Origin of the sequence: Streptomyces sp. NPDC096193, from assembly GCF_040302905.1 — a bacterium.
Taxonomy (GTDB): domain Bacteria; phylum Actinomycetota; class Actinomycetes; order Streptomycetales; family Streptomycetaceae; genus Streptomyces.
On sequence record NZ_JBEOSJ010000003.1, the window covers coordinates 417,721 to 441,766 of the forward strand.

The window sequence follows — 24,046 nt, forward strand, 5'->3', positions numbered from 1 at the left end:
TCCGTGCCGTCACCGCACCCCACAGCGCTGTCGGCGGGACGGACGTGACGTACGTCCCAGGCCGTGCCGTTATTGCGACGCGGACGGGGACGGCAGCGCGCCGAGCGTCGGCACCGTCTCGTCGGGCCGCTCCTTGGCCGCCTGCGAGCAGGAGTAGCTCCGGGGCGCGTACGCGCCGGGGCCGCCGAGCACCACGGAGCCTCCCGGGGCCGCCGCCCGGCTCTCCGCCAACGTGCAGACGATCTGGGCGAGGGCCGTCGCCGGCAGGTCCTCGGGCTGACGGTTCAGCCGCAGCGTGCCCGCCGGATCCCCCTTGCGCGGTCCGCCGGCCACGATCGGCCCGCGGACGTACGTGGCGAAGCCCGCCTCGCGCTCCGAGGACGACGGCTCCTTCTGCAACTCGTCGATCAGCGCCTGGGCCACCTGCACCCGGTCGCTCAGCGCCTTCTTCTCGGGCACCCCGGCCGTACGGTCCACGGACTCCAGCTGGGAGGCGCAGACGAGATAGACGCGCACCGGGACACCGCTCTCCGGCTGCGCCTGGGTGATGTTGCCGCCCGACACCTCGCACGGCACCCGCGACGGCGCCGGTCCGGCGTCCACGGGGACCTGGGTGGACCTGATGCCGCACCCGCCGACGGCGAGGGCGCCCAGGAGGGCGGCGAGCGCCACCGCGGCCCGCCTGCCCGCTGCGTTCGGCGTCACCGTGTGCCTTCCTCTCCCCGGTCACGGCCCGATGCGTCCGGGCCGTCGTCCGGCCCGGTGTCCACGTCGGTGTCGCCGTGCCCGTCGCAGTCCTTGGCGTCGGAGCTCTCGCGCGGCAGCCGCAGCACGAACACCGCACCGTCGCCGTCCGGCGAGTTCGCCGCGGTGATGGTGCCGCCGTGGATGTGCGCGTTCTCCATGGCGATCGACAGGCCCAGACCGCTGCCCTCCGACCGCGGCCGTGACGCGCTCGCCTTGTAGAACCGGTCGAAGACATGCGGCAGGACGTCCTCGGGGATGCCGGGCCCGTGGTCCCGTACCTCGATCAACAGCTCGCCGTCGACCGGGCGCACCGACACGCGTACCGGTGAGCCGCCGTGCTTGAGGGCGTTGCCGATCAGGTTCGCGAGGATCACGTCCAGCCGGCGAGGGTCGAGCCGGGCCATGATGCCGCGCTCGGCGTCCAGGTCCACGGCGTCCAGCCAGGCGCGGGCGTCGATGCACGCGGTGACCTGGTCGGCGACGTCGACGTTGTCCACGACGAGCCTCGCGGTGCCGGCGTCGAAGCGGGTGACCTCCATAAGGTTCTCCACCAGATCACCGAGTCGCCGCGTCTCGCTCACCACCAGGTTCACCGCGGGCGCGATCATCGGGTCGAGGGTCTCGACCTCGTCCTCCAGCACTTCGGTGACGGCGGTCAGCGCGGTGAGCGGGGTGCGCAGTTCGTGCGACATGTCGGCGACGAATCGGCGGCTGGACTCCTCCCGCGCGCTCATGTCGTCGACCTTCTTCTCCAGCGACTCGGCCGTCTTGTTGAACGTGCGCGCCAGTTCGGCCAGTTCGTCCGTCCCCGACACCCGCAGCCGGGTGTCGAGCTTGCCCTCGCCGAGCCGCCGGGCAGCCTCGCCCAGCCGGTGTACCGGTTTCAGCACGGTCGTGGCCGCGGCCTGGGCGAGCAGCGCCGAGCCGACGAGCGCCAGCGCGGTCGCGATCCCCAGCGACCAGGCCAGCGAATTGAGGTCCTGCCGTTCCTGGTCGAGCGACTTGAAGACGTAGCCCGTCGGTCCGCCGCCGACGATCCGGGTGCCGCCGACGAGGAAGGGCTCGCCGTTGCGCTCGGTGCGCAGCCAGTACAGGTGGTACGGGACCTGGTTGCCCGCGCCTATGTCCTGCCGCTTGTCCACCGCCTCGCGCAGCCGCCCCGGCACGTCGTCCAGCGTGAAGGTGTCCGGGTCGGAGGTGACGACCACCGGTTTGCCCGCGTCGCGCTGACCGACGAGGAGCACGCTGTAGTCGGCGTTGCCGTCGGCCATCTGCTCGGCGGCGTCCTGGAGTTCGGCCTGCGTCGGTTCCAGCGGGAGCGCCGCCGCCCGGTTCTGCATGTCCTGCCGGAAGTCCGCGAGGGCGGAGTCCTGCGTACGGGTCAGTACGGCTTCCCGGTTCAGCCAGTACGCGATGCCCGAGGCGGACACCGCCGCGGTCAGCGCGACCGCCGCGAAGACCACGACCAGCCGCAGCCTGAGGCTCGTCCAGCGCAGCGGAGCGAGTATCGCGCGCTTTGCGGCACCGGTCACCGAGGGGTTCCGTTCATGGGAATGACGGCGCACGCATGTGTCACTGCGGAACGTCCAGCCGGTAGCCCACGCCGCGCACCGTGCGGATCAGGGTCGGCGAGGAGGGCACGTCCTCGACCTTCGCCCGCAGCCGCTGGACGCACGCGTCCACCAGTCGTGAGTCGCCGAGATAGTCGTGCTCCCACACCAGACGCAGCAGTTGCTGCCGCGAGAGCGCCTGTCCGGGCCTGCGGCTCAGTTCGAGCAGCAGCCGCAGCTCGGTGGGCGTGAGCTGGAGGTCCTCGCCGTTCTTGGTGACCGTCATCGCCGAGCGGTCGATCACCAGGGAACCGAAGGTCGCCGAGTCGGTGGACTCCCGCTCGCCGCGGCGCAGTACGGCCCGGATACGGGCGTCCAGCACACGGCCCTGTACGGGTTTGACGACATAGTCGTCCGCGCCCGACTCCAGACCGACCACCACGTCGATGTCGTCGCTGCGCGCGGTCAGCAGAATGATCGGCAGCTGATCGGTGCGCCTGATGCGGCGGCACACCTCGAAACCGTCGATCCCGGGCAGCATCACATCCAGCACGATCAGGTCCGGTCGCTGCTCGCGCAGCAGTTTCAGACCGTCCTCTCCCGTCGCCGCGGTGGCCACTCGGTGGCCCTGGCGTGACAGCGAGAGTTCGAGGGCCGTGCGGATGGCGTCGTCGTCCTCGATCAGCAACAGGAAAGGCACGGTGGTCATTCTGGCCCATGTGCGCGCCGTAGTTCGACTGCTGGAGCGCTCCCACACGCTTCCTCCCCTTGTGAGAGGCGTAAAGAGAGCTTTGCGAACCGGTGGCGCGACGGCGCCGCGAGGGGCCCTGCGGCCCCTGTGACAGGCCTGTGACAGTCGGCGGACACCGCCATGAAATCGCCTGGGCAAGCTTTTGGCACACGGACGGAAACAGACTCCACCGACGGGGGGCGCGAGATGAACGCACTGCACAGCACCAACTCAAGCGCAGTTGTCACGCGTCTCCATGACGTCGTGAGGGGACCGGAGAAGTCCGGCGCCGTGAACGGGCGGGGGTGCGTTCGCGGCGCCGGGCGTCAGCACAAGCCGTCGTACATGACGGTCGTTGACGTGCCCACGGGCGACGGCGGAGCGGTGTACGGGGAGGGCTCGGGGGAGCAGGCAGGACTGTCGGAGGCGGAGTTCACCGCCTACGTGCAGGAGCGCCGCTCCTCCCTGTACGCCACCGCCTACCACCTCACCGGTGACCGGTTCGAGGCCGAGGACCTGCTGCAGAGCGCGCTGTTCTCGACCTACCGGGCCTGGGACCGGATCAGTGACAAGGCGGCGGTCGGGGGCTACCTCCGCCGCACCATGACCAATCTGCACATCAGCGCCTGGCGCCGGCGCAAGCTCAACGAGTACCCCACGGAGGAGCTGCCGGAGACGGCGGGTGACACCGACGCGATGCGGGGCACGGAGCTGCGTGCGGTGCTGTGGCAGGCGCTGGCCAGGCTGCCCGAACTCCAGCGGACGATGCTGGTCCTCCGCTACTACGAGGGCCGCACCGACCCGGAGATCGCGGAGATCCTGGACATCAGTGTCGGCACGGTGAAGTCGAGCATCTGGCGGTCGCTCCGCCGGCTCCGCGAGGACGAGGTCCTCAGCTTCGGCCGTGACGAGGAGGAGTCCTTCGGCGAGCTCGTGGCCTGAAGGCAACGGGGGGAAAGAGAAGGAGGCCGCCGTTTCGGGGGAGACGGCGGGAGTGGGGATCACGGGGGTCACGGGGGACCCACGGGGGAAAGGGAGCGGGACCGGACAGGCCGGGGGGTCTTGTCCGGCCCCGCTCTGTCGTGTGCGGGGTGGTGCGAACCGCTGCCGTCCCGGGGCGTGTTGCGGGGGCGTGTCGGTACGGCGTGTTACACGGTCGTCCGGGACGCGAGCGTGCGAGTCGCGGGCGCGCGGCGGCAGCGGCCCGCCGCGGCTGCTGCGAACCGGCCGAGCGCCTCGTCCTTGCCGCACGGATACGCGCCCAGCTCCCGCTGCCGCGCCACGATGCCCCGCTCGGCCCGCATGAGCCGCCAGCCGCGGCGCACGAGGAAGCCCACCGACTTGCGGCCCTCGCGCAGATCCCGCACCAGCCGGCGCCGGAAGGTCGTGGCCGGCCGCCCGCGCAGACAGAGCGCGTCCGCCAGTACGCCGAGGTCCTGGCACCGCGCCACGATGTCCGCCGCGAAGATGCCCTCCGCCACGAACAGCGGTGTGCGCCCGATGTCGAGCGAATCCCGGTCCACACGCGCGCTGGTGGCGAGGTCGTACACGGGAACGGTCGTCCGTCCCGTACGGCACAGCTCCTCCACCGCGGCCACCGCCGCGTCCGCGTCCCACGACCCGGGGGAGTCCCAGTCGATGTCGGAGGTGCCCTCCACCAACGGAAGCGTCGGGTCGTCACCCTCCTTGTAGAAGTCGTCGAGGCGCAGCACGGGCAGGCCCGTACGGGCGGCGAGGGACGACTTCCCGGATCCTGAGGGGCCCGAGAGCAGCACGACACGAGTCGGTATGGGGGATGAGGTCACGGGACACCAGTGTGACGCATTGACCCGTGAAGGGGACCCCCCGGGGCAGACGTTGGTATTCGACGCCACACCTCAACTACGCTGCGTGCCCAACCGATTACTCGTCTCGTCCAGTCAGGAAATCCCATGGCACGTCACACAGCCCCCCAGTCCCGGCGGCTCGCCCTCCGCGCAGGTCTGACCGTCGCGGCCGTGGCCGCGGCCCTCGGCACGAGCGACGCCGCCCACGCGGCACCGGCGGCGCCCGTGGGCCTCGATGCGCTCGGCGCCGCCCTGCCGGCCGGGCAGGACGCGGGCCCGGCCACGGGCCTCACCGGTGTCGTCACCAACTCGGTCACCGGGCTCACTCAGCTCCGCAGCCTCCAGCTGAACCCCCTGGCCAACACCGGAGTCGACCCGCTGGCCAACGGAGTCGCCACCCAGGTCGCCGACTTCAAGCCGCTGTCCACCACCGCCGCGACCGGGCCGCTCGCGTCGGGCGCGGCGCTGGAGGACCTGCCGGTGGTCGGCGGCGTCGTGGGGGCCCTCCCGCTCTGAGTACCGCCCGTCCGCCCTCCATGTGCGGGGCCGGACAGGAGAGAAGCCCCCTGCCGCCGGACGGGACGGCAGGGGGCTCCTGATCGGGGAGGCGGGTCGGGTCAGTAGGCCGAACCGGACGCGCCGAGCGAACCCGTCGGGTGCCAGACCGTCTTGGTCTCCAGGAACGCGGTCATACGCTGTGTGCCCGGGTCGGCCGCGTAATCCACAGCCTGGGGACGGAGAACCCGCTTCAGGTTGTCCGCGGCCGCGATCTCCAGCTCCCTCGCCAGCATCTCGTCGGCGCCCGTCAGGTCGATGGCGTTGACGTCCTGGTGCGAGGCGAGCGGCGTCGCGATCTCGGCCGTACGGCCGGAGAGCACGTTGACCACACCGCCGGGCAGGTCGGAGGTGGCCAGCACCTCGCCGAGCGAGAGCGCCGGCAGCGGTGCCTTCTCGCTCGCCACCACGATCACGGTGTTGCCGGTCGCGATGACCGGGGCGATCACCGAGACCAGGCCGAGGAACGACGACTCCTGCGGCGCGAGCACGGCGACGACACCGGTCGGCTCGGGCGTCGACAGATTGAAGAACGGACCCGCGACCGGGTTCGCGCCGCCCACGACCTGGGCGATCTTGTCCGTCCAGCCCGCGTACCAGACCCAGCGGTCGATCGCCGCGTCCACGATCGCCGACGCCGCGGACTTGGACAGCCCCTCGGCGGCCGCGACCTCGTTGCTGAACTGCTTGTGCCGGCCCTCCAGCATCTCCGCGATGCGGTAGAGGATCTGGCCGCGGTTGTACGCGGTCGCGGCCGACCAGCCGCCGAACGCCTTGCGCGCCGCGACGACCGCGTCACGGGCGTCCTTGCGGGAGGAGAGGGGCGCGTTGGCCAGCCACGTGCCCTTGCCCGCCGCGTCAGCGGCTGATGTTTTCGCCGTCACCTCGTACACCCGGCCGCTCTCGGAGCGGGGGAACTTGCCCCCGACGTACAGCTTGTAGGTCTTGAAGACGCTCAGACGGGTCACGTCAGACATCGAGGTAGGCCTCCAGACCGTGGCGGCCGCCCTCGCGGCCGAAGCCCGACTCCTTGTAACCGCCGAAGGGCGAGGTCGGGTCGAACTTGTTGAAGGTGTTGGCCCACACCACGCCCGCGCGGAGCTTGCCCGCGACCGCGAGGATGCGCGAGCCCTTCTCCGTCCAGATGCCGGCGGAGAGGCCGTACTGGCTGTTGTTCGCCTTCGCGACCGCCTCGTCCGGCGTACGGAAGGTGAGCACCGACAGCACCGGGCCGAAGATCTCGTCGCGGGCGACGGTGTGCGCCTGGGTGACGTTGGTGAACAGCGTCGGCGCGAACCAGTAGCCCGAAGACGGCAGCTCGCAGGGGGCCGACCAGCGCTCGGCACCCTCGGCCTCACCGGTCTCGGCGAGCGCGGTGATCCGCGCCAGCTGCTCCGCGGAGTTGATCGCGCCGATGTCGGTGTTCTTGTCCAGCGGGTCGCCCAGACGCAGCGTGGACAGCCGGCGCTTCAGCGAGTCCAGCAACTCGTCCTGGATCGACTCCTGGACGAGCAGGCGGGAGCCGGCGCAGCAGACCTGGCCCTGGTTGAAGAAGATGCCGCTGACGATGCCCTCGACGGCCTGGTCGATGGGGGCGTCGTCGAAGACGATGTTGGCGCCCTTGCCGCCGAGCTCCAGGGTGGCCTTCTTGCCGGTGCCCGCGATCTGCCGGGCGATCGCCTTGCCGACGCCGGTCGAGCCGGTGAAGGCGACCTTGTCGACGCCCGGGTGCTCGACGAGCGCGGCGCCGGTCTCGCCGTAGCCGGGGAGGATGTTGACGACACCCTTCGGCAGGCCCGCCTGACGGCAGATGTCGGCGAAGAACAACGCGGAGAGCGGGGTCGTCTCGGCGGGCTTCAGCACCACCGTGTTGCCCGTGGCGAGCGCGGGCGCGATCTTCCACGCCAGCATCAGCAGCGGGAAGTTCCAGGGGATGACCTGGCCGGCGACGCCGAGCGGGCGGGGGCTGGGGCCGTAGCCCGCGTGGTCGAGCTTGTCGGCCCAGCCCGCGTAGTAGAAGAAGTGCGCGGCGACCAGGGGGAGGTCCGCGTCCCGCGTCTCCCTGATCGGCTTGCCGTTGTCCAGCGTCTCCAGGACGGCGAGCTCTCGGCTGCGCTCCTGGATGATCCGCGCGATGCGGAACAGGTACTTGGCGCGCTCGGCGCCGGGCAGCGCGGACCACTTCTCGAACGCCCTGCGGGCGGCCTTCACGGCACGGTCCACGTCCTCGGCGCCGGCCTGGGCGACCTCGGCGAGGACCTCCTCGGTCGACGGCGAGACGGTCTTGAAGACCTTGCCGTCGGCGGCGTCGGTGAACTCGCCGTCGATGAACAGGCCGTACGACGGCGCGATGTCGACGACCGAACGCGACTCGGGGGCCGGCGCGTATGTGAATGTCTGCTTGTCCATGGGGTCTCAGTCCACCGTGACGTAGTCGGGGCCGGAGTAGCGGCCGGTGGCCAGCTTCTGGCGCTGCATCAGCAGGTCGTTGAGCAGGCTCGACGCACCGAAGCGGAACCAGTGGTTGTCCAGCCAGTCCTCGCCGACGGTCTCGTTGACGAGGACGAGGAACTTGATCGCGTCCTTGCTGGTACGGATGCCGCCCGCGGGCTTCACGCCCACCTGTACCCCAGTCTGCTCCCGGAAGTCGCGAACGGCCTCGAGCATGAGCAGGGTGTTCGACGGGGTGGCGTTGACCGCGACCTTGCCCGTCGACGTCTTGATGAAGTCGGCGCCCGCGAGCATGCCGAGCCAGGAGGCGCGGCGGATGTTGTCGTACGTGGAGAGCTCGCCGGTCTCGAAGATGACCTTCAGGCGAGCGGCGCCGGAGGCCTCCTTCACGGCGCGGATCTCGTCGTACACCTTGAGATACCGGCCGGCGAGGAACGCACCGCGGTCGATGACCATGTCGATCTCGTCCGCACCCGCGGCGACGGCGTCGCGGACGTCCGCGAGCTTCACGTCGAGGGCGGCGCGGCCGGCGGGGAAGGCGGTGGCGACGGAGGCGACCTTGACGTCCGAACCCTGGAGGGCGGCCTTGGCGGTCGCGACCATGTCGGGGTAGACACAGACGGCGGCGGTCGTCGGGGTGCCGCGATCGGTCGGATCAGGACGTACGGCCTTGGCGGCGAGCGCCCGGACCTTGCCCGGGGTGTCCGCGCCTTCGAGCGTCGTCAGGTCGATCATGGAGATGGCCAGGTCGATGGCGTAGGCCTTGGCCGTGGTCTTGATCGAACGGGTACCGAGGGAGGCGGCGCGCGCTTCGAGGCCGACGGGGTCGACGCCGGGGAGCCCGTGCAGGAAGCGGCGCAGCGCAGTGTCGGACGCCGTCGCGTCGGCGAATGCAGGTGCAGTGGTGGGCATGGTCACCAGATGAGCATATCTACGCGCGTAGCGACCTGTACAGGGGGTGGGGGTGGTTGTGTGCGGCGCGGGAGCTTGGGGGGCCCGGGGGTGCTTGGGGCGCAGGTCCCCGTGCGGCGCGGGTGCGGGGGGTGGGGCGGCCTGGGCCTGGGCCTGGGCCTCGGAGCTTGTTGGGCGTCGGGTCCGTGGGCGGGTGCTTGTTGGGCGTCGGGTCCGGGAGCTGGCGCTTGGGCCTCGGGGTCTTGTTCGGCGTCGGGTCCGGGGGCCCTCCGGGCTCGACTCCTCGGGGTCGGCGGCGTACAGGTCTCTTGCATTGGTCACCCGGGTGTTGCCGCCGATCCCCTGCGGGGCCGACCCTGCACGCCCCCTCCCGCGCGGTCGAGGACGAGACCCCGATGGCGTGCGACCGGAAGCGAACCCGAGCCTGTTCGGTAGCAGGGGAACGGATGCGGCGCCAAGCTGCCGCCACAGGGGGTGTGGGGCCGTAGCCCGGCAAGCCTTTCGCGCTTCCGCGCTGGACAGGGGCCGTCAGTCGTGCGGTGCTGCCGGGGTCTGGGGCGCAGTGCCAGGGCCGGGTGCGGCAGAATCGGGGGATGAGCAGTTCGCCGACACCCGCCGAGAACACCTACGCCGACCGTGTCTTCCGGTCGTCCGCCGGAATGGGCGGTGGGGTGTTGCTGCTCGCCCTCGTCGCCTGGATCGCCGGGGACGCTCTCGTCCGGGGCGAGGGGCGCACCCCCTGGATCGCGCTCGCCGGGGCCCTGCTCGTCGTGCCCGTCGTCGTCGCGTTCACCATGCGGCCCGCCGTCTTCGCCAACGACGACCGGCTGCGGATCAGGAACCCGTTCCGGACGATCACCCTGCCCTGGGCGGACGTCGCCGATGTGCGGGCGTCGTTCTCGAGCGAGGTGTTCACGCAGGACGGGAAGAAGGTCCAGCTGTGGGCCGTGCCCGTGTCGCTGCGGCAGCGCAAGCGGGTCTCGCGGCGGCAGATGCAGCGGGCGCACGACGATCCGCACGGGCGGACGTCCGTCAACGCCGATGTGAGCGACAAGGCGCGTCTGGCGCCGGCCGATCGGACCGTCGCCGATTTGCGGGAGATGGCCGAGCGGAACGCCTCCCGGCCCGAGGCACAGGGGCAGATGCAGGTCCGCTGGGCGTACGAGCTGCTCGCGCCCACCCTCGCCGGGCTCGTCCTGCTGGTCGTGCTGTTGGCCGTCTGACCCCTCCACCGGGCGATGGCCTGGGGGCGGCCGAGGGGCAACGCCCGGATGAAGGACGGCTCCACCTCCCCTGTTCGGCCCCACCTCTCCCGTACGCGTCCATAGATTGCCCCTGCCGACACAGTGGGGGTGAGGCATGGTCGGGCGAGCCGACGAAGGCAGCTGGACAGCTGCGTTGTCCGGGACGAGGTGTCGGATCGACGTCGACGGCGCAGGTCGTTACGGCTGGCGGCTGATCGCCCCGAACGGGCGCGTGGTGGCCGTGTCGGCGACCACGTTCGGCGATCACGGCTCGTGCGCCGCCGCGTTCGCGTCGTTGTGCGCCGGGCACGCCGACATGACCGGCGGGGTGCAGCACACCCCCGACGGCAACGGCTGGGTGTGGCTGCTCCGCGACGCCGACGGTCGGGCCGCGGCCGTCTCCGGACGGGCGTACGAACGCCATTCGACCTGCCGCGCCGCACAGCAGCGTTTCCGCTCGCTCCTCGCGGAGCCGGTCGTGGGGGGACACGGCTGACGGATCACGGCGGCCCTTTCCAGACCAGCAGCATGTACGCGCCCAGCCAAGCGGACATGAGCGTCGTCGTGCCCAGTACGACGGCGACCGTCGCCCTGCGGCGGGCCCGGGCCAGCGCCTGGGCCACCGGCAGCAGCAACGGGAATCCGGGCAGCAGGAAGCGGGCCCGGGGGAAGTAGACGCCGCCGCTGCCGAGCACCACCAGCAGCAGTACGCCGGTGAACACCAGCAGGGGCAGCGGCTGCCGGTCCACCGCGCACAGCAGATAGAGCACGACGGACAGGATCAGCACCGCCGAGACGGCCAGGACGAAGAGCTGGGGCCGGGTCATGTAGACCAGCTGCTGCCGCAGCTCCAGCAGGGTCGCCCGGCCGCCGTCCCAGTCGTTCTTCCACAGCCGTTGCACGGCGAAGTAGCCGTCCGCCCGGCCCACCCGCGCCCCGACCCAGGCGACGAACCCCAGCCAGCCCAGTGGTGCGAGGCACGCGCCCGCCAGTGCCGTCGCGCGGACGCCGGGGTCGCGCCGGGCGGCGAGCAGCGCGGCGAGGGAGACGGCCGCAGCCACCGCGACGCCTGTGGGCCGGGTCAGTCCCGCCAGGGACGCTAGCGAACCCGCCCACACCCAGCGGCCGGTGAGCACCGCGTACAGCGCCCAGGCCGCGAGGGCGGTGAACAGCGACTCCGTGTAGCCCATCCACTGCACCATCGCGACCGGCAGCGTTCCCCACAGGACCGTCAGCAGGATGCCGACCCGCCGGCCGCGGAGCCGGTCGCCGACCGCGAAGATGCCCCACGCGGCGAGGAACGAGCAGGCGATCGCGAGCATCAGGCCGACCGAGGCGCGTGAGCCGGGTGTGACCGCGGCGACCGCCTTCACCAGCGCCGGATAGAGCGGGAAGAACGCGAGGTTGTTCTCGTTGACCGCGGTGCCGAGCCGGTCCGTGTACCCGTGCTCGGCGATGCCGAGGTACCAGTCGGAGTCCCAGGACGTGGCCAGCGTGGGCCAGATGCCGTGGCCCTTGGCATGGGCGAGGCGGGCGACGACCAGCAGCCCGCACAACCGGACGGCGAGATAGGCGATCAGCGCCGGGGCCGCGCGCCGCAGCGAGCGCAGCAGCCGGCTCCCCACGCCGGGTGCGTCCCCGCGCCCCGGGGCCGGTGGCCGGCGGGAGGCGGGGACGAATGCGTGGACGGTCGCGGCGGGAGACACGGCGGCTGCTCCTGGGACTCGGCGTGCGCTACCGGGTCACACCCTTGCCCGGACGGCCCCGGAGAGCGGGGCGGGCTGCCGCCACGCCGTACGAGATTCACCCGTACGGGCGGCCCCGCGCCTGCCGTCAGATGCCGGCGGCCGCCGAGAGGTCCCGCTTGATCGCCGTCAGCACCTCGGTGGCCCGCTCGCGCGCGCCGGGCAGCGCGGCCGCGTCCGCGACCGGGACGACGACCTCCAGGTAGCACTTGAGCTTGGGCTCCGTGCCGCTCGGGCGGACGATGACACGGGCGGTGTACTCGCCGTCGAGGTGGTACCGCAGACCGTCCGTCGGCGGCAGGGTCTCCGTGCCGCGGGTCAGGTCCTGGGCGGAGGTGATCGCCAGCCCGGCCAGTTCGGCCGGCGGCTGCTCGCGGAGCCGGCGCATCGCGTCCGCGATGACGCTCAGGTCCTCGACCCGCACCGAGAGCTGGTCCGTGGCGTGCAGACCGTGTTCGACGGCCAGGTCGTCGAGCAGATCGGTCAGCCCGCGGCCCTGCTCCTTGAGCTCCGACGCCAGCTCGGCGACGAGCAGCGCGGCGGTGATGCCGTCCTTGTCGCGGACGCCCTCGGGATCGACGCAGTAGCCGAGCGCCTCCTCGTAGCCGTATCGCAGGCCCTCGGCGCGGGCGATCCACTTGAATCCGGTGAGCGTCTCCACGAAGGGCAGCCCGGCCGCTTCCGCGATCCGGCCCAGCAGGGACGAGGAGACGATCGACTCCGCGAAGGTTCCCGTCGCGCCCTTGCGGACGAGGTGTGCGCCGAGCAGCGCGCCGACCTCGTCGCCGCGCAGCATGCGCCACCGGCCCACTGCGCTGTCGTCGGGCACGGCGACGGCGCAGCGGTCGGCGTCGGGGTCGTTGGCGATGACGATGTCCGGCCGGACCCGGCGCGCCGTCTCGAAGGCGAGATCCATCGCCCCCGGCTCCTCGGGGTTCGGGAACGCGACGGTCGGGAACGCGGGGTCGGGCTCGGCCTGCTCCGCGACGAGGACAGGGTCCGGGAAACCGGCCCGGGCGAAGGCGGCGGTGAACACCTGCGTGCCGACGCCGTGCAGGGCCGTGTGGACGACGCGGACCCCTCGCGGGGACCCGGCGGCCAGCACGGCGTCCGTACGCGCCAGATAGGCCTCCAGGACCTCCTCGCCAAGGACGTCCCAGCCGGATTGGGCGCGCGGTACGTCGTGCAGGCTGCGGATCGCGTCGATCTCGGCCGCGATCTCCGCGTCGGCGGGCGGCACGATCTGCGAGCCGTCGCCGAGGTAGACCTTGTAGCCGTTGTCGCGCGGCGGGTTGTGGCTGGCGGTGACCTCGACGCCGGCGACGGCACCCAACCGCCTTATGGCGAAGGCGAGTACGGGAGTCGGCAGCGGACGCGGCAGCACGGCCGCCCGAAGCCCGGCGGCGACCATGACCGCGGCGGTGTCGCGCGCGAAGTCGGCGGACTTGTAGCGGGCGTCGTATCCGATGACGATGAGGCCACCGTCCTCGCCCTTGGCCCGCAGGTACGCGGCGAGTCCCGCGGCCGCGCGGATCACGACGGCGCGGTTCATCCGCATGGGCCCGGCGCCGAGCTCGCCGCGCAGACCGGCGGTGCCGAACTGGAGCGTGCCCGCGAACCGGGCCGCGAGCTCGTCGGTCTCCCGGGACTCGATGAGCTTGCGCAGCTCGTCACGGGTCTCGCTGTCCGGGTCCTCGGCCAGCCAGGCCTCGGCCCGGGCGATGAGGTCCTGCGTCACGGTGTGTGCCTCTCGTGATGGGTCGGGAGAACTCCGGCCCGGCCGGCGATGAAGGACACGGCCGGAGGCCGTTCTCCGGGGACCCGGGTCCCCGGAGGTGACAGGGTGTCAGATCCGGTCCAGGACCCTCGTCAGCAGCGAACCCATGCGCGCCGCCGAGTCGCGGCCCGCCTGGAGCACCTCTTCGTGGTTGAGCGGCTCACCCGACAGTCCGGCCGCCAGGTTGGTGACGAGGGAGATGCCCAGCACCTCCGCGCCGGCCTCGCGGGCCGCGATCGCCTCTAGCACCGTCGACATGCCGACCAGGTCGCCGCCCATGACGCGGACCATGTTGATCTCCGCCGGCGTCTCGTAGTGCGGGCCGGGGAACTGGACGTAGACGCCCTCCTCCAGCGAGGAGTCGATCTCCTTGCACAGCGCGCGCAGCCGCGGCGAGTACAGGTCGGTCAGGTCGACGAAGTTCGCCCCGACGATCGGGGAGGTCGCCGTCAGGTTGATGTGGTCGCTGATCAGCACCGGCTGACCGGGGCGCATGCCCTCGCGCAGACCGCCGCAGCCATTGGTCAGGACGACGGTCTTGCAGCCAGCCGCCACCGCGGTGCGCACACCGTGTGCGACGGCGGCCACGCCGCGGCCCTCGTAGTAGTGCGTACGGCCCAGGAAGACCAGCGCGCGCTTGCCGCCGATGCGGTACGAGCGGATCTTGCCGCCGTGGCCCTCGACCGCCGGAGGCGGGAAACCGGGCAGTTCGGTGACCGGGAACTCGGCCTCGGGAGCACCGAGCGCGTCGACGGCCGGAGCCCAGCCGGAACCCATCACCAGGGCTACGTCGTGTGTCTCGGCGCCGGTCAGCTCGCGCAGGCGGGCGGCGGCGGCGTCGGCCGCGGCGTGGGGGTCGGCGGAGGCGCCGTTGAGGTCCGGGTTCACTGATGCGTTCACGCGAATGAGGGTAGCCGGTCATTTCCTACGCGCGTAGATGACGCAGCGTACGGTCTTCGGATCGTTGTCTTGTCGTTTCCGACGAACACGCTCCGTGGCCGCCCCGGTGCCCGGCGCGGCCGTCAGCAGGGCCGCTTCCGCAGCTCCATCACATAGTCGTGAGGCGCCCCGGCCGAGTCGGCCGCGTCCGCGAGCTCACCGAGGTAGCGCGCCGACGGCAGCCCGCCCTCGTAGCCGTTCAGCACGTACACCCAGGCCGGCTCCTCGCCGTCCAGGGTGTCCACGCGGACCCGCATCCGCCGGTAGATGTCCATGCCGACGCCCTCCCAGCGGTCCATCGAGTCCTCGTCCATCGGGGCGATGTCGTACAGCGCGACGAAGACCTGGGAACGCGGCGCCTCCACGATCGTGGCCAGCGCTCCCTCCCAGCCCATCTGCTCGCCGCCGAACGTCAGCCGGTGGCCGTTGAGCCAGCCGGTGCCGCGCAGCGGTGAGTGCGGGGCGCGGCGGGACATCAGCCGCGCGTCGAGGTTGCCGGCGTACGCGGCGTAGAGCGACATGGGATTGAGGGTACGGGAGGGGCACGGGTGCGGGCTCGTGCGGGCGAGGTGGGCCGGGGGGCGTGGTGGGTTTCTGTCGGTGGGTGGGCGGTGGTGGTGCGGGTGGGTGCGGGCTCGTGCGGGCGAGGTGGGCCGGGGGGTTCTGTCGGGTGGGTGGGACGGCTGGGGTGCCGGGCGAGGTGCGGTGACGTCGCGGCTCTCGTCCTCGGCGAGGCGCGCGGGTGGGCGGTGAGGGGATCTTCCGGGACACTCGGGGTGGACGCCTTCCCCCATGGGAGGCCCCGGGAGCGAGCGGGTTGAAGCGTGCGGGACAATGGAGTACGTACTCCAGCCCAGCGGGACACCCCACCCGGCAGTAACGAGAGCGCGAGGCGTAACCCCTGTGACCCGGATCGTGATCATCGGCGGCGGACCCGGCGGATACGAGGCGGCCCTGGTGGGCGCCCAACTCGGCGCGGAGGTGACCGTCGTGGACTGCGACGGCCTCGGCGGCGCATCCGTACTGACGGACTGTGTGCCCTCCAAGACCCTCATCGCCACGGCCGAGGTGATGACCACCTTCGACTCCTCGTACGAGGAGCTGGGCATCATCGTCGCCGACGACACCCCGCACATCGAGCAGGCCGCCCGTGTGGTCGGCGTGGACCTCGGCAAGGTCAACCGCCGTGTGAAACGTCTCGCACTCGCCCAGTCCCACGACATCACCGCCTCCGTCACCCGGGCGGGCGCACGCGTCATGCGGGGCCGCGGTCGGCTGGAGGGCCAGCAGGCGATGGACGGTTCCCGCAAGGTGATCGTGCGCGCCGCCGACGGAAGCGAGGAGACGCTCACCGCCGACGCCGTGCTCATCGCGACCGGTGGCCATCCGCGGGAGATCCCGGACGCCCTCCCCGACGGAGAGCGCATTCTGAACTGGACGCAGGTGTACGACCTGGACGAGCTCCCCGAGGAGCTCATCGTGGTCGGCTCCGGTGTCACCGGTGCCGAGTTCGCCGGCGCCTATCAGGCGCTCGGCTCGCGGGTCACCCTCGTCTCTTCCCGCGACCGCGTGCTGCCCGGTGAGGACCCGGACGCGGCCGCCGTCCTCGAGGACGTCTTCCGCCGCCGCGGCATGAACGTCATGGCCCGCTCCCGCGCCGAGTCCGCGAAGCGCGTCGGCGACCGGGTCGAGGTCACGCTCTCCGACGGCCGGGTCATCTCCGGCTCGCACTGTCTGATGGCGGTCGGCGCGATCCCCAACTCCGCGGGCATGGGCCTGGAGGACGCGGGCGTACGGCTCCGGGACTCGGGACACATCTGGACCGACAAGGTCTCGCGCACCAGCGCCCCGGGCGTGTACGCGGCCGGTGACGTCACCGGCGTCTTCGCGCTGGCCTCGGTCGCCGCCATGCAGGGCCGGATCGCGATGTACCACTTCCTCGGCGACGCGGTGCAGCCCCTCAACCTCAAGACGGTCTCGTCGAACGTCTTCACCGACCCGGAGATCGCGACCGTCGGCTACACCCAGGCCGACGTGGACGCGGGCAAGATCGACGCCCGTTCGGTGAAGCTGCCGCTGCTGCGCAATCCGCGCGCGAAGATGCAGGGCATCCGCGACGGTTTCGTCAAGATCTTCTGCCGGCCGGGCACGGGCATCGTGGTCGGCGGTTGTGTGGTGGCGCCGCGTGCGAGCGAGCTCATCCATCCCATCTCGATCGCGGTTGACAACAATCTGACGGTCGAGCAGATCGCAAACGCTTTCACCGTGTACCCCTCTCTGTCGGGGTCGATCGCGGAGGTGGCACGCCAGTTGCACACCCGGAAGACGGCCGGCGAGGCGTAAATCCGAAGAACCCCGGGCACTTGGCGCACCGGCGATCAACTTCGGCTCCGCCTATACCACTTGCCGAACTCCGATAAGGGCAACTTCTGCTATTCGGCGCATAGTGCTGAAAACTATCGGCCGGTGGGGTTACTGTCAGTTTCGTGTTCGCTGCAGAACGTCGCCAATTGATCCTCGAAATGGTGCGCGCCAACGGAGCCGTGTCGCTCCGTGAGCTCGCCCGCGTCGTCCAGACCTCCGAAGTGACCGTACGTCGGGACGTGCGGGCACTGGAGGCAGAAGGACTCCTCGACCGCCGCCACGGCGGTGCGGTACTGCCGGGCGGATTCACGAGAGAGTCCGGCTTTCCGCAGAAATCCCTGTCCGCCACCGCGGAGAAGACGGCCATCGCCGACCTCGCCGCGGGCCTCGTCGAAGAAGGCGAGGCCATCGTCGTCGGCGCCGGTACGACCACGCAGGAGCTGGCCCGCCGGCTCGCGCGTGTTCCGGGGCTGACCGTCGTCACCAACTCCCTGCTGGTCGCCCAGGCGCTGGCCCATGCCAACCGCGTCGAGGTCGTCATGACCGGCGGGACCCTGCGTGGCTCGAACTACGCACTGGTCGGCAGTGGGGCGGAGCAGTCGCTCCAGGGACTGCGGGTCTCCCGTGCCTTCCTGTCCGGGAGCGGACTCACCGCCGAGCGCGGTCTGTCCACCTCCAACATGCTCTCCGCGAGCGTCGACCGGGCGCTGGTGCAGGCCGCCGCCGAGGTGGTGGTCCTCGCGGACCACACCAAGCTGGGCACCGACACCATGTTCCAGACCGTCCCCACGGACGTGATCACCAGACTGGTCACGGACGAGCCGCCGGCCCACGACGACCGTGCGGCCACCGAGCTCCAGGCGCTCGCCGACCAGGGGGTGCAGATCGCCGTGGCCGGTGCGGCAGGGGCCGCGGAGACGGCCCCCGGCCGCCCGCCCCGCCGTGATGTGCCGCTTCCGGGACAGCGCCGCACCCGCGGCGGGCCGGGGCATCAGCTGCGCAGCGCGGCCGGAGCGCTCGCGCCCGACCCGGGTGTGGAGCGGGCGGCGAGGGTGGCGGACCTCCGCCGCAGGTAGGTTCGCCTCGCGCGGGTGGTGTTCGGCGTACGTGTCCGGCGCCCGTGTTCGGCGTACTAGGGGCGGTCCGGCCGCAGGCCCTTCAGGGTCAGCAGCAGGAGCCGGTCCGCCAGTTACGGGTCGTCGGGTGTCTGCTCCGCGGCCAGCGCGATCGCGTTGGTCAGCTGCATCAGGTCCGCGATCGAGACATCCGGGCGCACGGCGCCGCTCTCCTGTGCCCGTACCAACAGCTCATTGCCCGCCTCGCGCAGCGGCACACAGGACTGCGAGAGTGCCGAACTCCGGTCGTGGGACGCCGACATGAGCGCCCTGGAGAGGCCCCGGTACTCACCCGCATGAGTGATGATGGCGCGCAGCCATTCCACCAGCGCCGTGCACGGCCGGTCCGCGCCGGCCAGTTCGCGGGAGCGCTCAAGCAGTGACGCGAGCGCGTCCTGGAAGACGGCGTTCATCATCGCGTGACGGGTGGGGAAGTGCCGGTACAGCGTGCCGATACCGACCCCCGACCGTCGTGCGATCTCTTCGAGCGACGCGTCGGTGCCGTGCTCGGCGAAGGCGGTACGGGCCTCGCCGAGCAGCCGTTCGTAGTTCCGGCGCGCATCCGCCCGCATCGGCCGTGCCGAGGCCGCTGTCGTACTCGTGGTCATCGTGCCGTCCTCCCTGGGCCGCGCCGGTCTCCAGGATGCCACCCAGCCTCTGGCGTCCTGATCCTGTCGGGCTCGCGTGCCCTGGCACGCACTCCCTCGTAACCCTTCGAGCGCGCCAGGTACCCCCACCGCGGCTTCCCGGGTGCGGGGACGGGACCGCCCCGCCGGTCCGAGGACTCGGCGGGGCGGGATCCGCACCTGTGGCACTACGCGCCGGACGTCAGTCCTTGATCTCACAGATGGCCGCGCCGGACGAGACGGAGGCTCCGACCTCGGCGGCGAGGCCCTTGATGGTGCCCGCGCGGTGGGCGTTCAGGGGCTGCTCCATCTTCATGGCCTCCAGGACGACGATCAGATCGCCCTCCTTGACCTCCTGGCCCTCCTCCACCGCGATCTTGACGATCGTGCCCTGCATCGGGGACGCGAGGGTGTCGCCGGAGGCCGCGGACGCGGACTTCTTCGCGGCACGGCGCTTGGGCTTCGCACCCGCCGCCAGACCGGTGCGGGCCAGCGACATGCCGAGAGAGACCGGCAGCGACACTTCGAGGCGCTTCCCGCCGACCTCGACGACGACCGTCTCGCGGCCCGGCTCGTCCTCGACCTCCGCCTCCGCCGGGGCGGCGAACGCGGGGATCTCGTTGACGAACTCGGTCTCGATCCAGCGGGTGTGGACGCGGAACGGGTCGCTCGTGAACGCCGGGTCGCGGACGACCGCGCGGTGGAACGGGATGGCCGTGGCCATGCCCTCCACGGTGAACTCGTCCAGCGCACGCGCGGCACGCTGGAGCGCCTGCTCACGGCTGGCGCCGGAGACGATCAGCTTGGCCAGCAGGGAGTCCCACGCCGGGCCGATCACGCTGCCGGACTCCACACCCGCGTCCAGGCGGACACCGGGCCCGGAGGGCGGGGCGAAGGTGGTCACCGTGCCGGGCGCGGGCAGGAAGCCGCGGCCCGGGTCCTCGCCGTTGATGCGGAACTCGAAGGAGTGGCCGCGCACCTCCGGGTCGCCGTAGCCGAGCTCCTCGCCGTCGGCGACGCGGAACATCTCGCGCACCAGGTCGATGCCGGTGACCTCTTCGGTGACCGGGTGCTCGACCTGGAGACGGGTGTTGACCTCCAGGAAGGAGATCGTGCCGTCGACGCCGACCAGGAACTCCACCGTGCCGGCGCCGACGTAGCCGGCCTCCTTGAGGATGGCCTTGGACGCGGCGTACAGCTCGGCGTTCTGCTCGGCCGTCAGGAACGGCGCGGGGGCCTCCTCCACCAGCTTCTGGTGGCGGCGCTGGAGCGAGCAGTCACGGGTGGAGACGACCACGACGTTGCCGTGCTGGTCGGCCAGGCACTGCGTCTCCACGTGCCGCGGCTTGTCCAGGTAGCGCTCGACGAAGCACTCGCCGCGACCGAAGGCGGCGACCGCCTCGCGGACCGCGGAGTCGTACAGCTCCGGCACCTCTTCCAGGGTGCGGGCGACCTTCAGACCGCGGCCACCACCGCCGAAGGCGGCCTTGATCGCGATCGGCAGGCCGTGCTCCTTGGCGAACGTGACGACCTCGTCGGCGCCGGAGACCGGGTCGGGCGTGCCGGCCACCAGCGGCGCGCCGGCGCGCTGCGCGATGTGACGGGCGGCGACCTTGTCACCGAGGTCGCGGATCGCCTGCGGCGGCGGGCCGATCCAGGTCAGCCCGGCGTCCAGTACGGCCTGGGCGAACTCGGCGTTCTCGGAGAGGAAGCCGTATCCAGGATGGATGGCGTCCGCACCGGAGTCCTTCGCGGCCTGCAGGACCTTGGCCATGTCCAGATAGCTGGCTGCCGGAGTGTCACCGCCCAGGGCGAACGCTTCGTCTGCCGCGCGGACGTGCAGAGCGTCCCGGTCCGGATCGGCGTAGACGGCTACGCTCGCGATCCCGGCGTCCCGGCAGGCCCGGGCAACACGTACAGCGATTTCGCCTCGGTTGGCGATGAGCACCTTGCGCACGATGGCTCCCTCCTTGAAACAAGCTGAGTTTAGGGACAGCCGACACGGCCTTTCGACCCGTCCCCAATGGTGAGCTTGCCCACACGGAGCGTGATTCGAGGCTCGCCCCAGTCGCGAAATCCCTTGTCGCACCACGGTACGACGGGTTTCCTCCTCGCACAGTAGCCCTCTTGTGTGGCGCAGGTCTCTGTTCATGGAGCCAGCGGCCGAACGGGTTTCTTTGTGGAGTCCCTACGAATGGGCGAATGATTCTTTGCCTGGCGACCCAGCGTGCCGGGACCCTTGTCCTGCCATTTACCCGTTAGTAGCGTTCGCGCTGTCGTACGTACTTCCGGTAACTGAGGGTTGGGGGCGCCGTGATGCGCAGAACGGTGGCCGTGGTGGCCGCGGCTGTACTGCTGATGGAGGCCGTGGGCTTCGTCGTCGTCAACGGCATCCTCGCCACGTTCGTGGACGGTCAGGACATGTCCCTCGCGGGGATGGACCCGGACGCGATGGTCACCGGCACCTGGGTGATGGGGATCGTGTTCGGCCTCTACCTGGCGGCCTGCGCCGTGGTCGCCCTGCTGGCCGGGGTGCGTGACCGTGCGCCGGGGCGCGTTGGCCGCATCCTGCTGATCACCGCGGCGGTGACGCACGGCGTGCTCGGTGCGCTGACCGTGGGTCTGGTCGGCTGGTCCGCCTTCGCGTTCATGATGGTCGTGCTCGCGCTGATCGTGCTGGTGCTGGTGTCCTTCGGCAGGGAGCGCACACCGCGTGACGCGAAGCCGGCGCCGCAGGCCGGGCCGGCGCCGACGAACGGTGCCGCACCGGCCTGACACCGGCCGGCGGATCTGTCAGGCCCGGCGGGATCCGTCAGGTCCGGCGCGACGCTGTCAGGGGGTGTCAGCCTCGCGGTCCGGCGGTCGCCGCGGGCGCGTTCGAAGCGCCGGGCGGTGCGGCTCCGAAGGGCCGGGGGTGCGGGGGCCGGCCGGTGAGGGCGCGGGGTGGCACCGGGAGGGCGCGGACTCCGGCCGGGAAGGTGCAGGGTCCGTTCAGGCCCACAGATCCGTGATCGAGTAACCCAGTTCGGCCAGCAGCCCGCGCAGCAGCGGCAGGGACAGGCCGATGACGTTGCTGTGGTCGCCCTCGATCCCCTCGATGAACGGCGCCGAGCGGCCGTCGAGGGTGAACGCGCCCGCCACATGCAGCGGTTCACCGCTCGCCACGTACGCGGCGACCTCGGCGTCCGACGGTTCACCGAAGCGGACCGTGGTCGACGCGGTGGCCGACGCGATCCGGCCGGTCGTGGTGTCGGTGACGCAGTGACCGGTCTGCAGCACGCCCGAGCGTCCGCGCATCGCCTTCCACCGGGCCGTGGCCTCTTCCTCGTCGACGGGTTTGCCGAGGGCCTCGCCGCCGAGTTCCAGAACCGAGTCACAGCCGATGACCAGGGCTCCGGCGGCTTCGGGGCGTGCGGCGACGACGGCCGCCTTGGCCTCGGCGAGCACGAGGGCGAGTTCGGCGGGGGTCGGGGCGCTCAGGGCGTCCTCGTCGACGCCGCTGACGATCACCTCGGGCGCGAGCCCGGCCTGGCGCAGCAGATTCAGCCGGGCGGGAGAGGCGGAGGCCAGAACAAGGCGGGGGGCTTGGACGGTCATGCCGCCATCGTAGGCGGCGCTCAGTGCAGGCCGACCACAAACATCGCAAGCACCATGGCCAAGGCCAGCACCAGACCGACGCGGCGCATCATCGCCTGGGTCTGGCGCAGCTCCTCGGGGGGTTCGTTCTTCGGGTCGGACCACAGCATGCTTTCGATCCTGCGCCCGTACGGCCCTCCGGCGCCTGAGTACAGGTACTCAACGGTCTGGGTACGGGCGGACCCTTTCGTGATGACCCGCTCGGCGACTCCACCCCAAATGGGCTTGCCGTTCCATTAAGGCTCTCCGTAGTGCTACCGTTCTCCTATCGCTTAATGGAACTTCCGGCCCGTTAGGGTTCGGGATCGAGAAGGAGCACCGCCATGCACCGGTATCTGCACCGTGCCGTCGCCCCGCTCGCCGCCGTCGCCGTGGGGCTCGGCCTCGTCGCCGGCACGGACGCCCGGGCCGCGGCGCCCATCCGCGACGACACCCGTCACCCTCACTGGACCGCGGCCTGGGCCGCCTCGCCGCAGACCCCCAGCACCGGCTTCACCCCGAACTGGTCCCAGGAGGGCTTCTCCCGGCAGACCGTCCGCCAGGTCGTCCGGGTCACCGAGGGCGGCGACCGGATCAGAATCCGGCTGTCCAACGCGTACGGCACCTCCCCCCTGCACCTCACCGGTGCCACCGTCGCCCGCGCCGGCGGTGGCGCCGCGCTGCGGCCCGGCTCCGTACGCGCCCTCACCTTCGGCGGCAGCCGCTCGGTCTCGATTCCCGCACACGGCGAACTGCGCAGCGACGCGGCCCGGTTGCCGCTGACGCCGCGGGGGCAGGTCACCGTGACGCTGTACTTCGCCGGCACCACCGGGCCCGCGACCTTCCACGCCCAGGGCTGGACCGACTCCTACCGCGCCGCCGGGGACCGCCGTGCGGACACCTCGGGCGCACGCTTCACCGAGGTCACGCAGTCCTGGTACTACCTCTCGGGCGTCGAGGTGGCAGGCCACGCCCGGCCCGCCCACGGCGGCGGCATCGTGCTCTTCGGCGACTCCATCACGGACGGCTTCGGTTCCACGCCGGGCGCCGACCGGCGCTGGTCCGACGCCCTCGCCGAACGCGTCGACCGGCCCGTCCTCAACGCGGGCATCGGCGGCAATCTCGTCCTCAACGACTCGGCCTGGTACGGCGAGCGGGCCACCGCGCGCTTCCGCCGTGACGCCCTCGACCAGCCCGGCGTCTCCACCGTCGTCCTGCTCCACGGCCTCAACGACATCGGCTTCAGCGAGGCGGAGGGGCAGCCCACGTACAAGCCCGCCCCGGTGGTGCCCGCGGCCGAGCTGATCGCCGGGTACCGCGAGCTGATACGGCAGGCCCACGCCCGCGGGGTGGAGATCGTGGGCGCGACGCTGCTGCCGCTGAAGGGCTCCGACCACTGGGGGCCGCACTCGGCCCGGGTCAGCGACGAGGTCAACCACTGGATCCGTACGTCGGGGGAGTTCGACGCCGTCATCGACCTCGACCGGGCACTCGCCGATCCGTCGGACCCGGACCGGCTCGCCCCGGCTTACGACCACGGGGACGCGCTGCACCCGGGCGACGCCGGCTACCTCCGCATGGCGGCGGAGGCAGCCGGGGTGCTGTCACGGTCCCGGTGAGCCGGAAGCCCCGGTCAGACCGGCCAGAAGGTGCGGGCCCACGCCCGCGGGCCGGGCAGCGGACGGCGGCTGCGGGCGATCCTCGCCGGGTCCGACCACTGCTCGGCCGGCGCCACGGCACCCTCCGGCGCGGAGGCCGTCGCCGCGGCGCGGGCCTGGACCACCGCCAGGGCGGCGGCCAGCTCCTCGGGGGTCGGGTTTCCTCGTACGACCTTGATCATCGTCAGGTCC

The 24,046-nt window shown here is 71.7% G+C and carries 24 protein-coding genes; 8 read left to right on the top strand and 16 right to left on the bottom strand.

Features of this window, described 5'->3' with window-relative positions:
- Window positions 1-69: 69 nt before the first annotated feature.
- Genes ABTX78_RS07360 through afsQ1 form a run of 3 tightly spaced genes read right to left on the bottom strand, consistent with a single transcriptional unit; the run spans window position 70 to window position 2,997 of the window.
- Window positions 70-705 (bottom strand): hypothetical protein, encoded by a 636-nt coding sequence (locus tag ABTX78_RS07360; protein WP_352205817.1) that lies wholly within the window; start codon window positions 703-705, stop codon window positions 70-72.
- Window positions 702-2,279: an ATP-binding protein gene (locus ABTX78_RS07365; protein WP_352205818.1), complete on the bottom strand. Its 1,578-nt coding sequence runs from the start codon at window positions 2,277-2,279 to the stop codon at window positions 702-704. Before ABTX78_RS07365 ends, ABTX78_RS07360 begins: the two co-directional genes overlap by 4 nt.
- Before the next feature lie 40 nt (window positions 2,280-2,319).
- A complete protein-coding gene (afsQ1, locus tag ABTX78_RS07370) occupies window positions 2,320-2,997 on the bottom strand; it encodes a two-component system response regulator AfsQ1 (RefSeq protein ID WP_175257369.1) in 678 nt (225 codons plus the stop codon).
- Between the two features lie 237 nt (window positions 2,998-3,234).
- On the opposite strand from afsQ1, the gene ABTX78_RS07375 reads away from it, so the two are divergent.
- Window positions 3,235-3,969 carry a SigE family RNA polymerase sigma factor gene (locus ABTX78_RS07375; protein ID WP_352205819.1) on the top strand — a complete coding sequence of 245 codons (735 nt, stop codon included), beginning with the start codon at window positions 3,235-3,237 and terminating at the stop codon, window positions 3,967-3,969.
- Window positions 3,970-4,175: 206 nt separating this feature from the next.
- Here the strand turns inward: ABTX78_RS07375 and ABTX78_RS07380 are convergent, their stop codons facing one another.
- A complete protein-coding gene (locus ABTX78_RS07380) occupies window positions 4,176-4,832 on the bottom strand; it encodes a uridine kinase (protein WP_352205820.1) in 657 nt (218 codons plus the stop codon).
- A 126-nt stretch (window positions 4,833-4,958) separates the two neighbouring features.
- Between ABTX78_RS07380 and ABTX78_RS07385 the strand changes: the two genes are divergently transcribed.
- The gene (locus tag ABTX78_RS07385) at window positions 4,959-5,369 is read left to right on the top strand and encodes a hypothetical protein (RefSeq protein WP_352205821.1); all 411 of its coding nucleotides are present in this window, start codon (window positions 4,959-4,961) and stop codon (window positions 5,367-5,369) included.
- A 101-nt stretch (window positions 5,370-5,470) separates the two neighbouring features.
- Here the strand turns inward: ABTX78_RS07385 and ABTX78_RS07390 are convergent, their stop codons facing one another.
- From ABTX78_RS07390 to deoC, 3 genes are read right to left on the bottom strand one after another with little or no spacing between them, the layout of a single operon-like run.
- Window positions 5,471-6,385, bottom strand: coding sequence for an aldehyde dehydrogenase family protein (locus tag ABTX78_RS07390; protein WP_352205822.1), 915 nt, complete (start codon window positions 6,383-6,385; stop codon window positions 5,471-5,473).
- Complete coding sequence (locus ABTX78_RS07395; RefSeq protein WP_352205823.1) at window positions 6,378-7,817, bottom strand: aldehyde dehydrogenase family protein; 1,440 nt, start codon at window positions 7,815-7,817, stop codon at window positions 6,378-6,380. Before ABTX78_RS07395 ends, ABTX78_RS07390 begins: the two co-directional genes overlap by 8 nt.
- 6 nt (window positions 7,818-7,823) lie before the next feature.
- A complete protein-coding gene (gene deoC, locus ABTX78_RS07400) occupies window positions 7,824-8,771 on the bottom strand; it encodes a deoxyribose-phosphate aldolase (RefSeq protein WP_352205896.1) in 948 nt (315 codons plus the stop codon).
- A 593-nt stretch (window positions 8,772-9,364) separates the two neighbouring features.
- On the opposite strand from deoC, the gene ABTX78_RS07405 reads away from it, so the two are divergent.
- Complete coding sequence (locus ABTX78_RS07405) at window positions 9,365-9,994, top strand: PH domain-containing protein (RefSeq protein ID WP_352205824.1); 630 nt, start codon at window positions 9,365-9,367, stop codon at window positions 9,992-9,994.
- A 175-nt stretch (window positions 9,995-10,169) separates the two neighbouring features.
- On the top strand, window positions 10,170-10,511 hold the full coding sequence (locus tag ABTX78_RS07410; RefSeq protein WP_352205825.1) for a YegP family protein: 342 nt from the start codon (window positions 10,170-10,172) through the stop codon (window positions 10,509-10,511).
- Between the two features lie 4 nt (window positions 10,512-10,515).
- On the opposite strand, the gene ABTX78_RS07415 is transcribed toward ABTX78_RS07410, so the two are convergent.
- From ABTX78_RS07415 to ABTX78_RS07430, 4 genes are all read right to left on the bottom strand, one after another.
- Entirely contained in the window at window positions 10,516-11,721 is a 1,206-nt protein-coding gene (locus ABTX78_RS07415; protein WP_352205826.1) for a putative hexosyltransferase, read from the bottom strand.
- Window positions 11,722-11,848: 127 nt separating this feature from the next.
- On the bottom strand, window positions 11,849-13,498 hold the full coding sequence (locus ABTX78_RS07420; protein WP_352205827.1) for a phospho-sugar mutase: 1,650 nt from the start codon (window positions 13,496-13,498) through the stop codon (window positions 11,849-11,851).
- Between the two features lie 108 nt (window positions 13,499-13,606).
- Window positions 13,607-14,437 carry a purine-nucleoside phosphorylase gene (locus tag ABTX78_RS07425; protein ID WP_502993788.1) on the bottom strand — a complete coding sequence of 277 codons (831 nt, stop codon included), beginning with the start codon at window positions 14,435-14,437 and terminating at the stop codon, window positions 13,607-13,609.
- A 122-nt stretch (window positions 14,438-14,559) separates the two neighbouring features.
- Window positions 14,560-14,997, bottom strand: a complete 438-nt coding sequence (locus ABTX78_RS07430) for a gamma-glutamylcyclotransferase family protein (protein WP_313944502.1) — start codon at window positions 14,995-14,997, stop codon at window positions 14,560-14,562.
- A gap of 382 nt (window positions 14,998-15,379) precedes the next feature.
- On the opposite strand from ABTX78_RS07430, the gene ABTX78_RS07435 reads away from it, so the two are divergent.
- Together ABTX78_RS07435 and ABTX78_RS07440 are read left to right on the top strand one after the other, a co-directional pair.
- Window positions 15,380-16,819 carry an NAD(P)H-quinone dehydrogenase gene (locus ABTX78_RS07435; protein ID WP_313944501.1) on the top strand — a complete coding sequence of 480 codons (1,440 nt, stop codon included), beginning with the start codon at window positions 15,380-15,382 and terminating at the stop codon, window positions 16,817-16,819.
- Between the two features lie 143 nt (window positions 16,820-16,962).
- On the top strand, window positions 16,963-17,916 hold the full coding sequence (locus ABTX78_RS07440) for a DeoR/GlpR family DNA-binding transcription regulator (RefSeq protein WP_313944500.1): 954 nt from the start codon (window positions 16,963-16,965) through the stop codon (window positions 17,914-17,916).
- Between the two features lie 113 nt (window positions 17,917-18,029).
- On the opposite strand, the gene ABTX78_RS07445 is transcribed toward ABTX78_RS07440, so the two are convergent.
- Both ABTX78_RS07445 and ABTX78_RS07450 read right to left on the bottom strand, forming a co-directional pair.
- Window positions 18,030-18,563: a TetR/AcrR family transcriptional regulator gene (locus ABTX78_RS07445; RefSeq protein WP_352205828.1), complete on the bottom strand. Its 534-nt coding sequence runs from the start codon at window positions 18,561-18,563 to the stop codon at window positions 18,030-18,032.
- Between the two features lie 220 nt (window positions 18,564-18,783).
- Window positions 18,784-20,538 (bottom strand): ATP-binding protein, encoded by a 1,755-nt coding sequence (locus ABTX78_RS07450; RefSeq protein WP_352205829.1) that lies wholly within the window; start codon window positions 20,536-20,538, stop codon window positions 18,784-18,786.
- Window positions 20,539-20,897: 359 nt separating this feature from the next.
- Between ABTX78_RS07450 and ABTX78_RS07455 the strand changes: the two genes are divergently transcribed.
- Window positions 20,898-21,356 (top strand): hypothetical protein, encoded by a 459-nt coding sequence (locus ABTX78_RS07455; RefSeq protein ID WP_352205830.1) that lies wholly within the window; start codon window positions 20,898-20,900, stop codon window positions 21,354-21,356.
- Between the two features lie 216 nt (window positions 21,357-21,572).
- On the opposite strand, the gene ABTX78_RS07460 is transcribed toward ABTX78_RS07455, so the two are convergent.
- Both ABTX78_RS07460 and mmpB read right to left on the bottom strand, forming a co-directional pair.
- Entirely contained in the window at window positions 21,573-22,178 is a 606-nt protein-coding gene (locus tag ABTX78_RS07460; protein WP_352205831.1) for a Maf family protein, read from the bottom strand.
- 20 nt (window positions 22,179-22,198) lie between these two features.
- On the bottom strand, window positions 22,199-22,327 hold the full coding sequence (gene mmpB, locus ABTX78_RS07465) for a morphogenic membrane protein MmpB (protein ID WP_313944495.1): 129 nt from the start codon (window positions 22,325-22,327) through the stop codon (window positions 22,199-22,201).
- A gap of 213 nt (window positions 22,328-22,540) precedes the next feature.
- On the opposite strand from mmpB, the gene ABTX78_RS07470 reads away from it, so the two are divergent.
- Window positions 22,541-23,815 carry an SGNH/GDSL hydrolase family protein gene (locus tag ABTX78_RS07470; RefSeq protein WP_352205832.1) on the top strand — a complete coding sequence of 425 codons (1,275 nt, stop codon included), beginning with the start codon at window positions 22,541-22,543 and terminating at the stop codon, window positions 23,813-23,815.
- A gap of 14 nt (window positions 23,816-23,829) precedes the next feature.
- Here the strand turns inward: ABTX78_RS07470 and ABTX78_RS07475 are convergent, their stop codons facing one another.
- Complete coding sequence (locus ABTX78_RS07475) at window positions 23,830-24,036, bottom strand: acyl-CoA carboxylase epsilon subunit (protein WP_327680968.1); 207 nt, start codon at window positions 24,034-24,036, stop codon at window positions 23,830-23,832.
- Window positions 24,037-24,046 lie beyond the last annotated feature (10 nt).

Excerpts from the sequence above, each read along its gene's own strand:
- ABTX78_RS07375 (WP_352205819.1), top strand. The coding sequence starts at position 3,235 with ATGAACGCACTGCACAGCACCAACTCAAGCGCAGTTGTCACGCGTCTC.
- ABTX78_RS07385 (WP_352205821.1), top strand. The coding sequence starts at position 4,959 with ATGGCACGTCACACAGCCCCCCAGTCCCGGCGGCTCGCCCTCCGCGCA.
- ABTX78_RS07390 (WP_352205822.1), bottom strand. The coding sequence starts at position 6,385 with ATGTCTGACGTGACCCGTCTGAGCGTCTTCAAGACCTACAAGCTGTAC.
- ABTX78_RS07395 (WP_352205823.1), bottom strand. The coding sequence starts at position 7,817 with ATGGACAAGCAGACATTCACATACGCGCCGGCCCCCGAGTCGCGTTCG.
- deoC (WP_352205896.1), bottom strand. The coding sequence starts at position 8,771 with ATGCCCACCACTGCACCTGCATTCGCCGACGCGACGGCGTCCGACACT.
- ABTX78_RS07405 (WP_352205824.1), top strand. The coding sequence starts at position 9,365 with ATGAGCAGTTCGCCGACACCCGCCGAGAACACCTACGCCGACCGTGTC.
- ABTX78_RS07430 (WP_313944502.1), bottom strand. The coding sequence starts at position 14,997 with ATGTCGCTCTACGCCGCGTACGCCGGCAACCTCGACGCGCGGCTGATG.
- ABTX78_RS07445 (WP_352205828.1), bottom strand. The coding sequence starts at position 18,563 with ATGACCACGAGTACGACAGCGGCCTCGGCACGGCCGATGCGGGCGGAT.
- ABTX78_RS07455 (WP_352205830.1), top strand. The coding sequence starts at position 20,898 with ATGCGCAGAACGGTGGCCGTGGTGGCCGCGGCTGTACTGCTGATGGAG.
- ABTX78_RS07460 (WP_352205831.1), bottom strand. The coding sequence starts at position 22,178 with ATGACCGTCCAAGCCCCCCGCCTTGTTCTGGCCTCCGCCTCTCCCGCC.
- mmpB (WP_313944495.1), bottom strand. The coding sequence starts at position 22,327 with ATGCTGTGGTCCGACCCGAAGAACGAACCCCCCGAGGAGCTGCGCCAG.
- ABTX78_RS07470 (WP_352205832.1), top strand. The coding sequence starts at position 22,541 with ATGCACCGGTATCTGCACCGTGCCGTCGCCCCGCTCGCCGCCGTCGCC.
- ABTX78_RS07475 (WP_327680968.1), bottom strand. The coding sequence starts at position 24,036 with ATGATCAAGGTCGTACGAGGAAACCCGACCCCCGAGGAGCTGGCCGCC.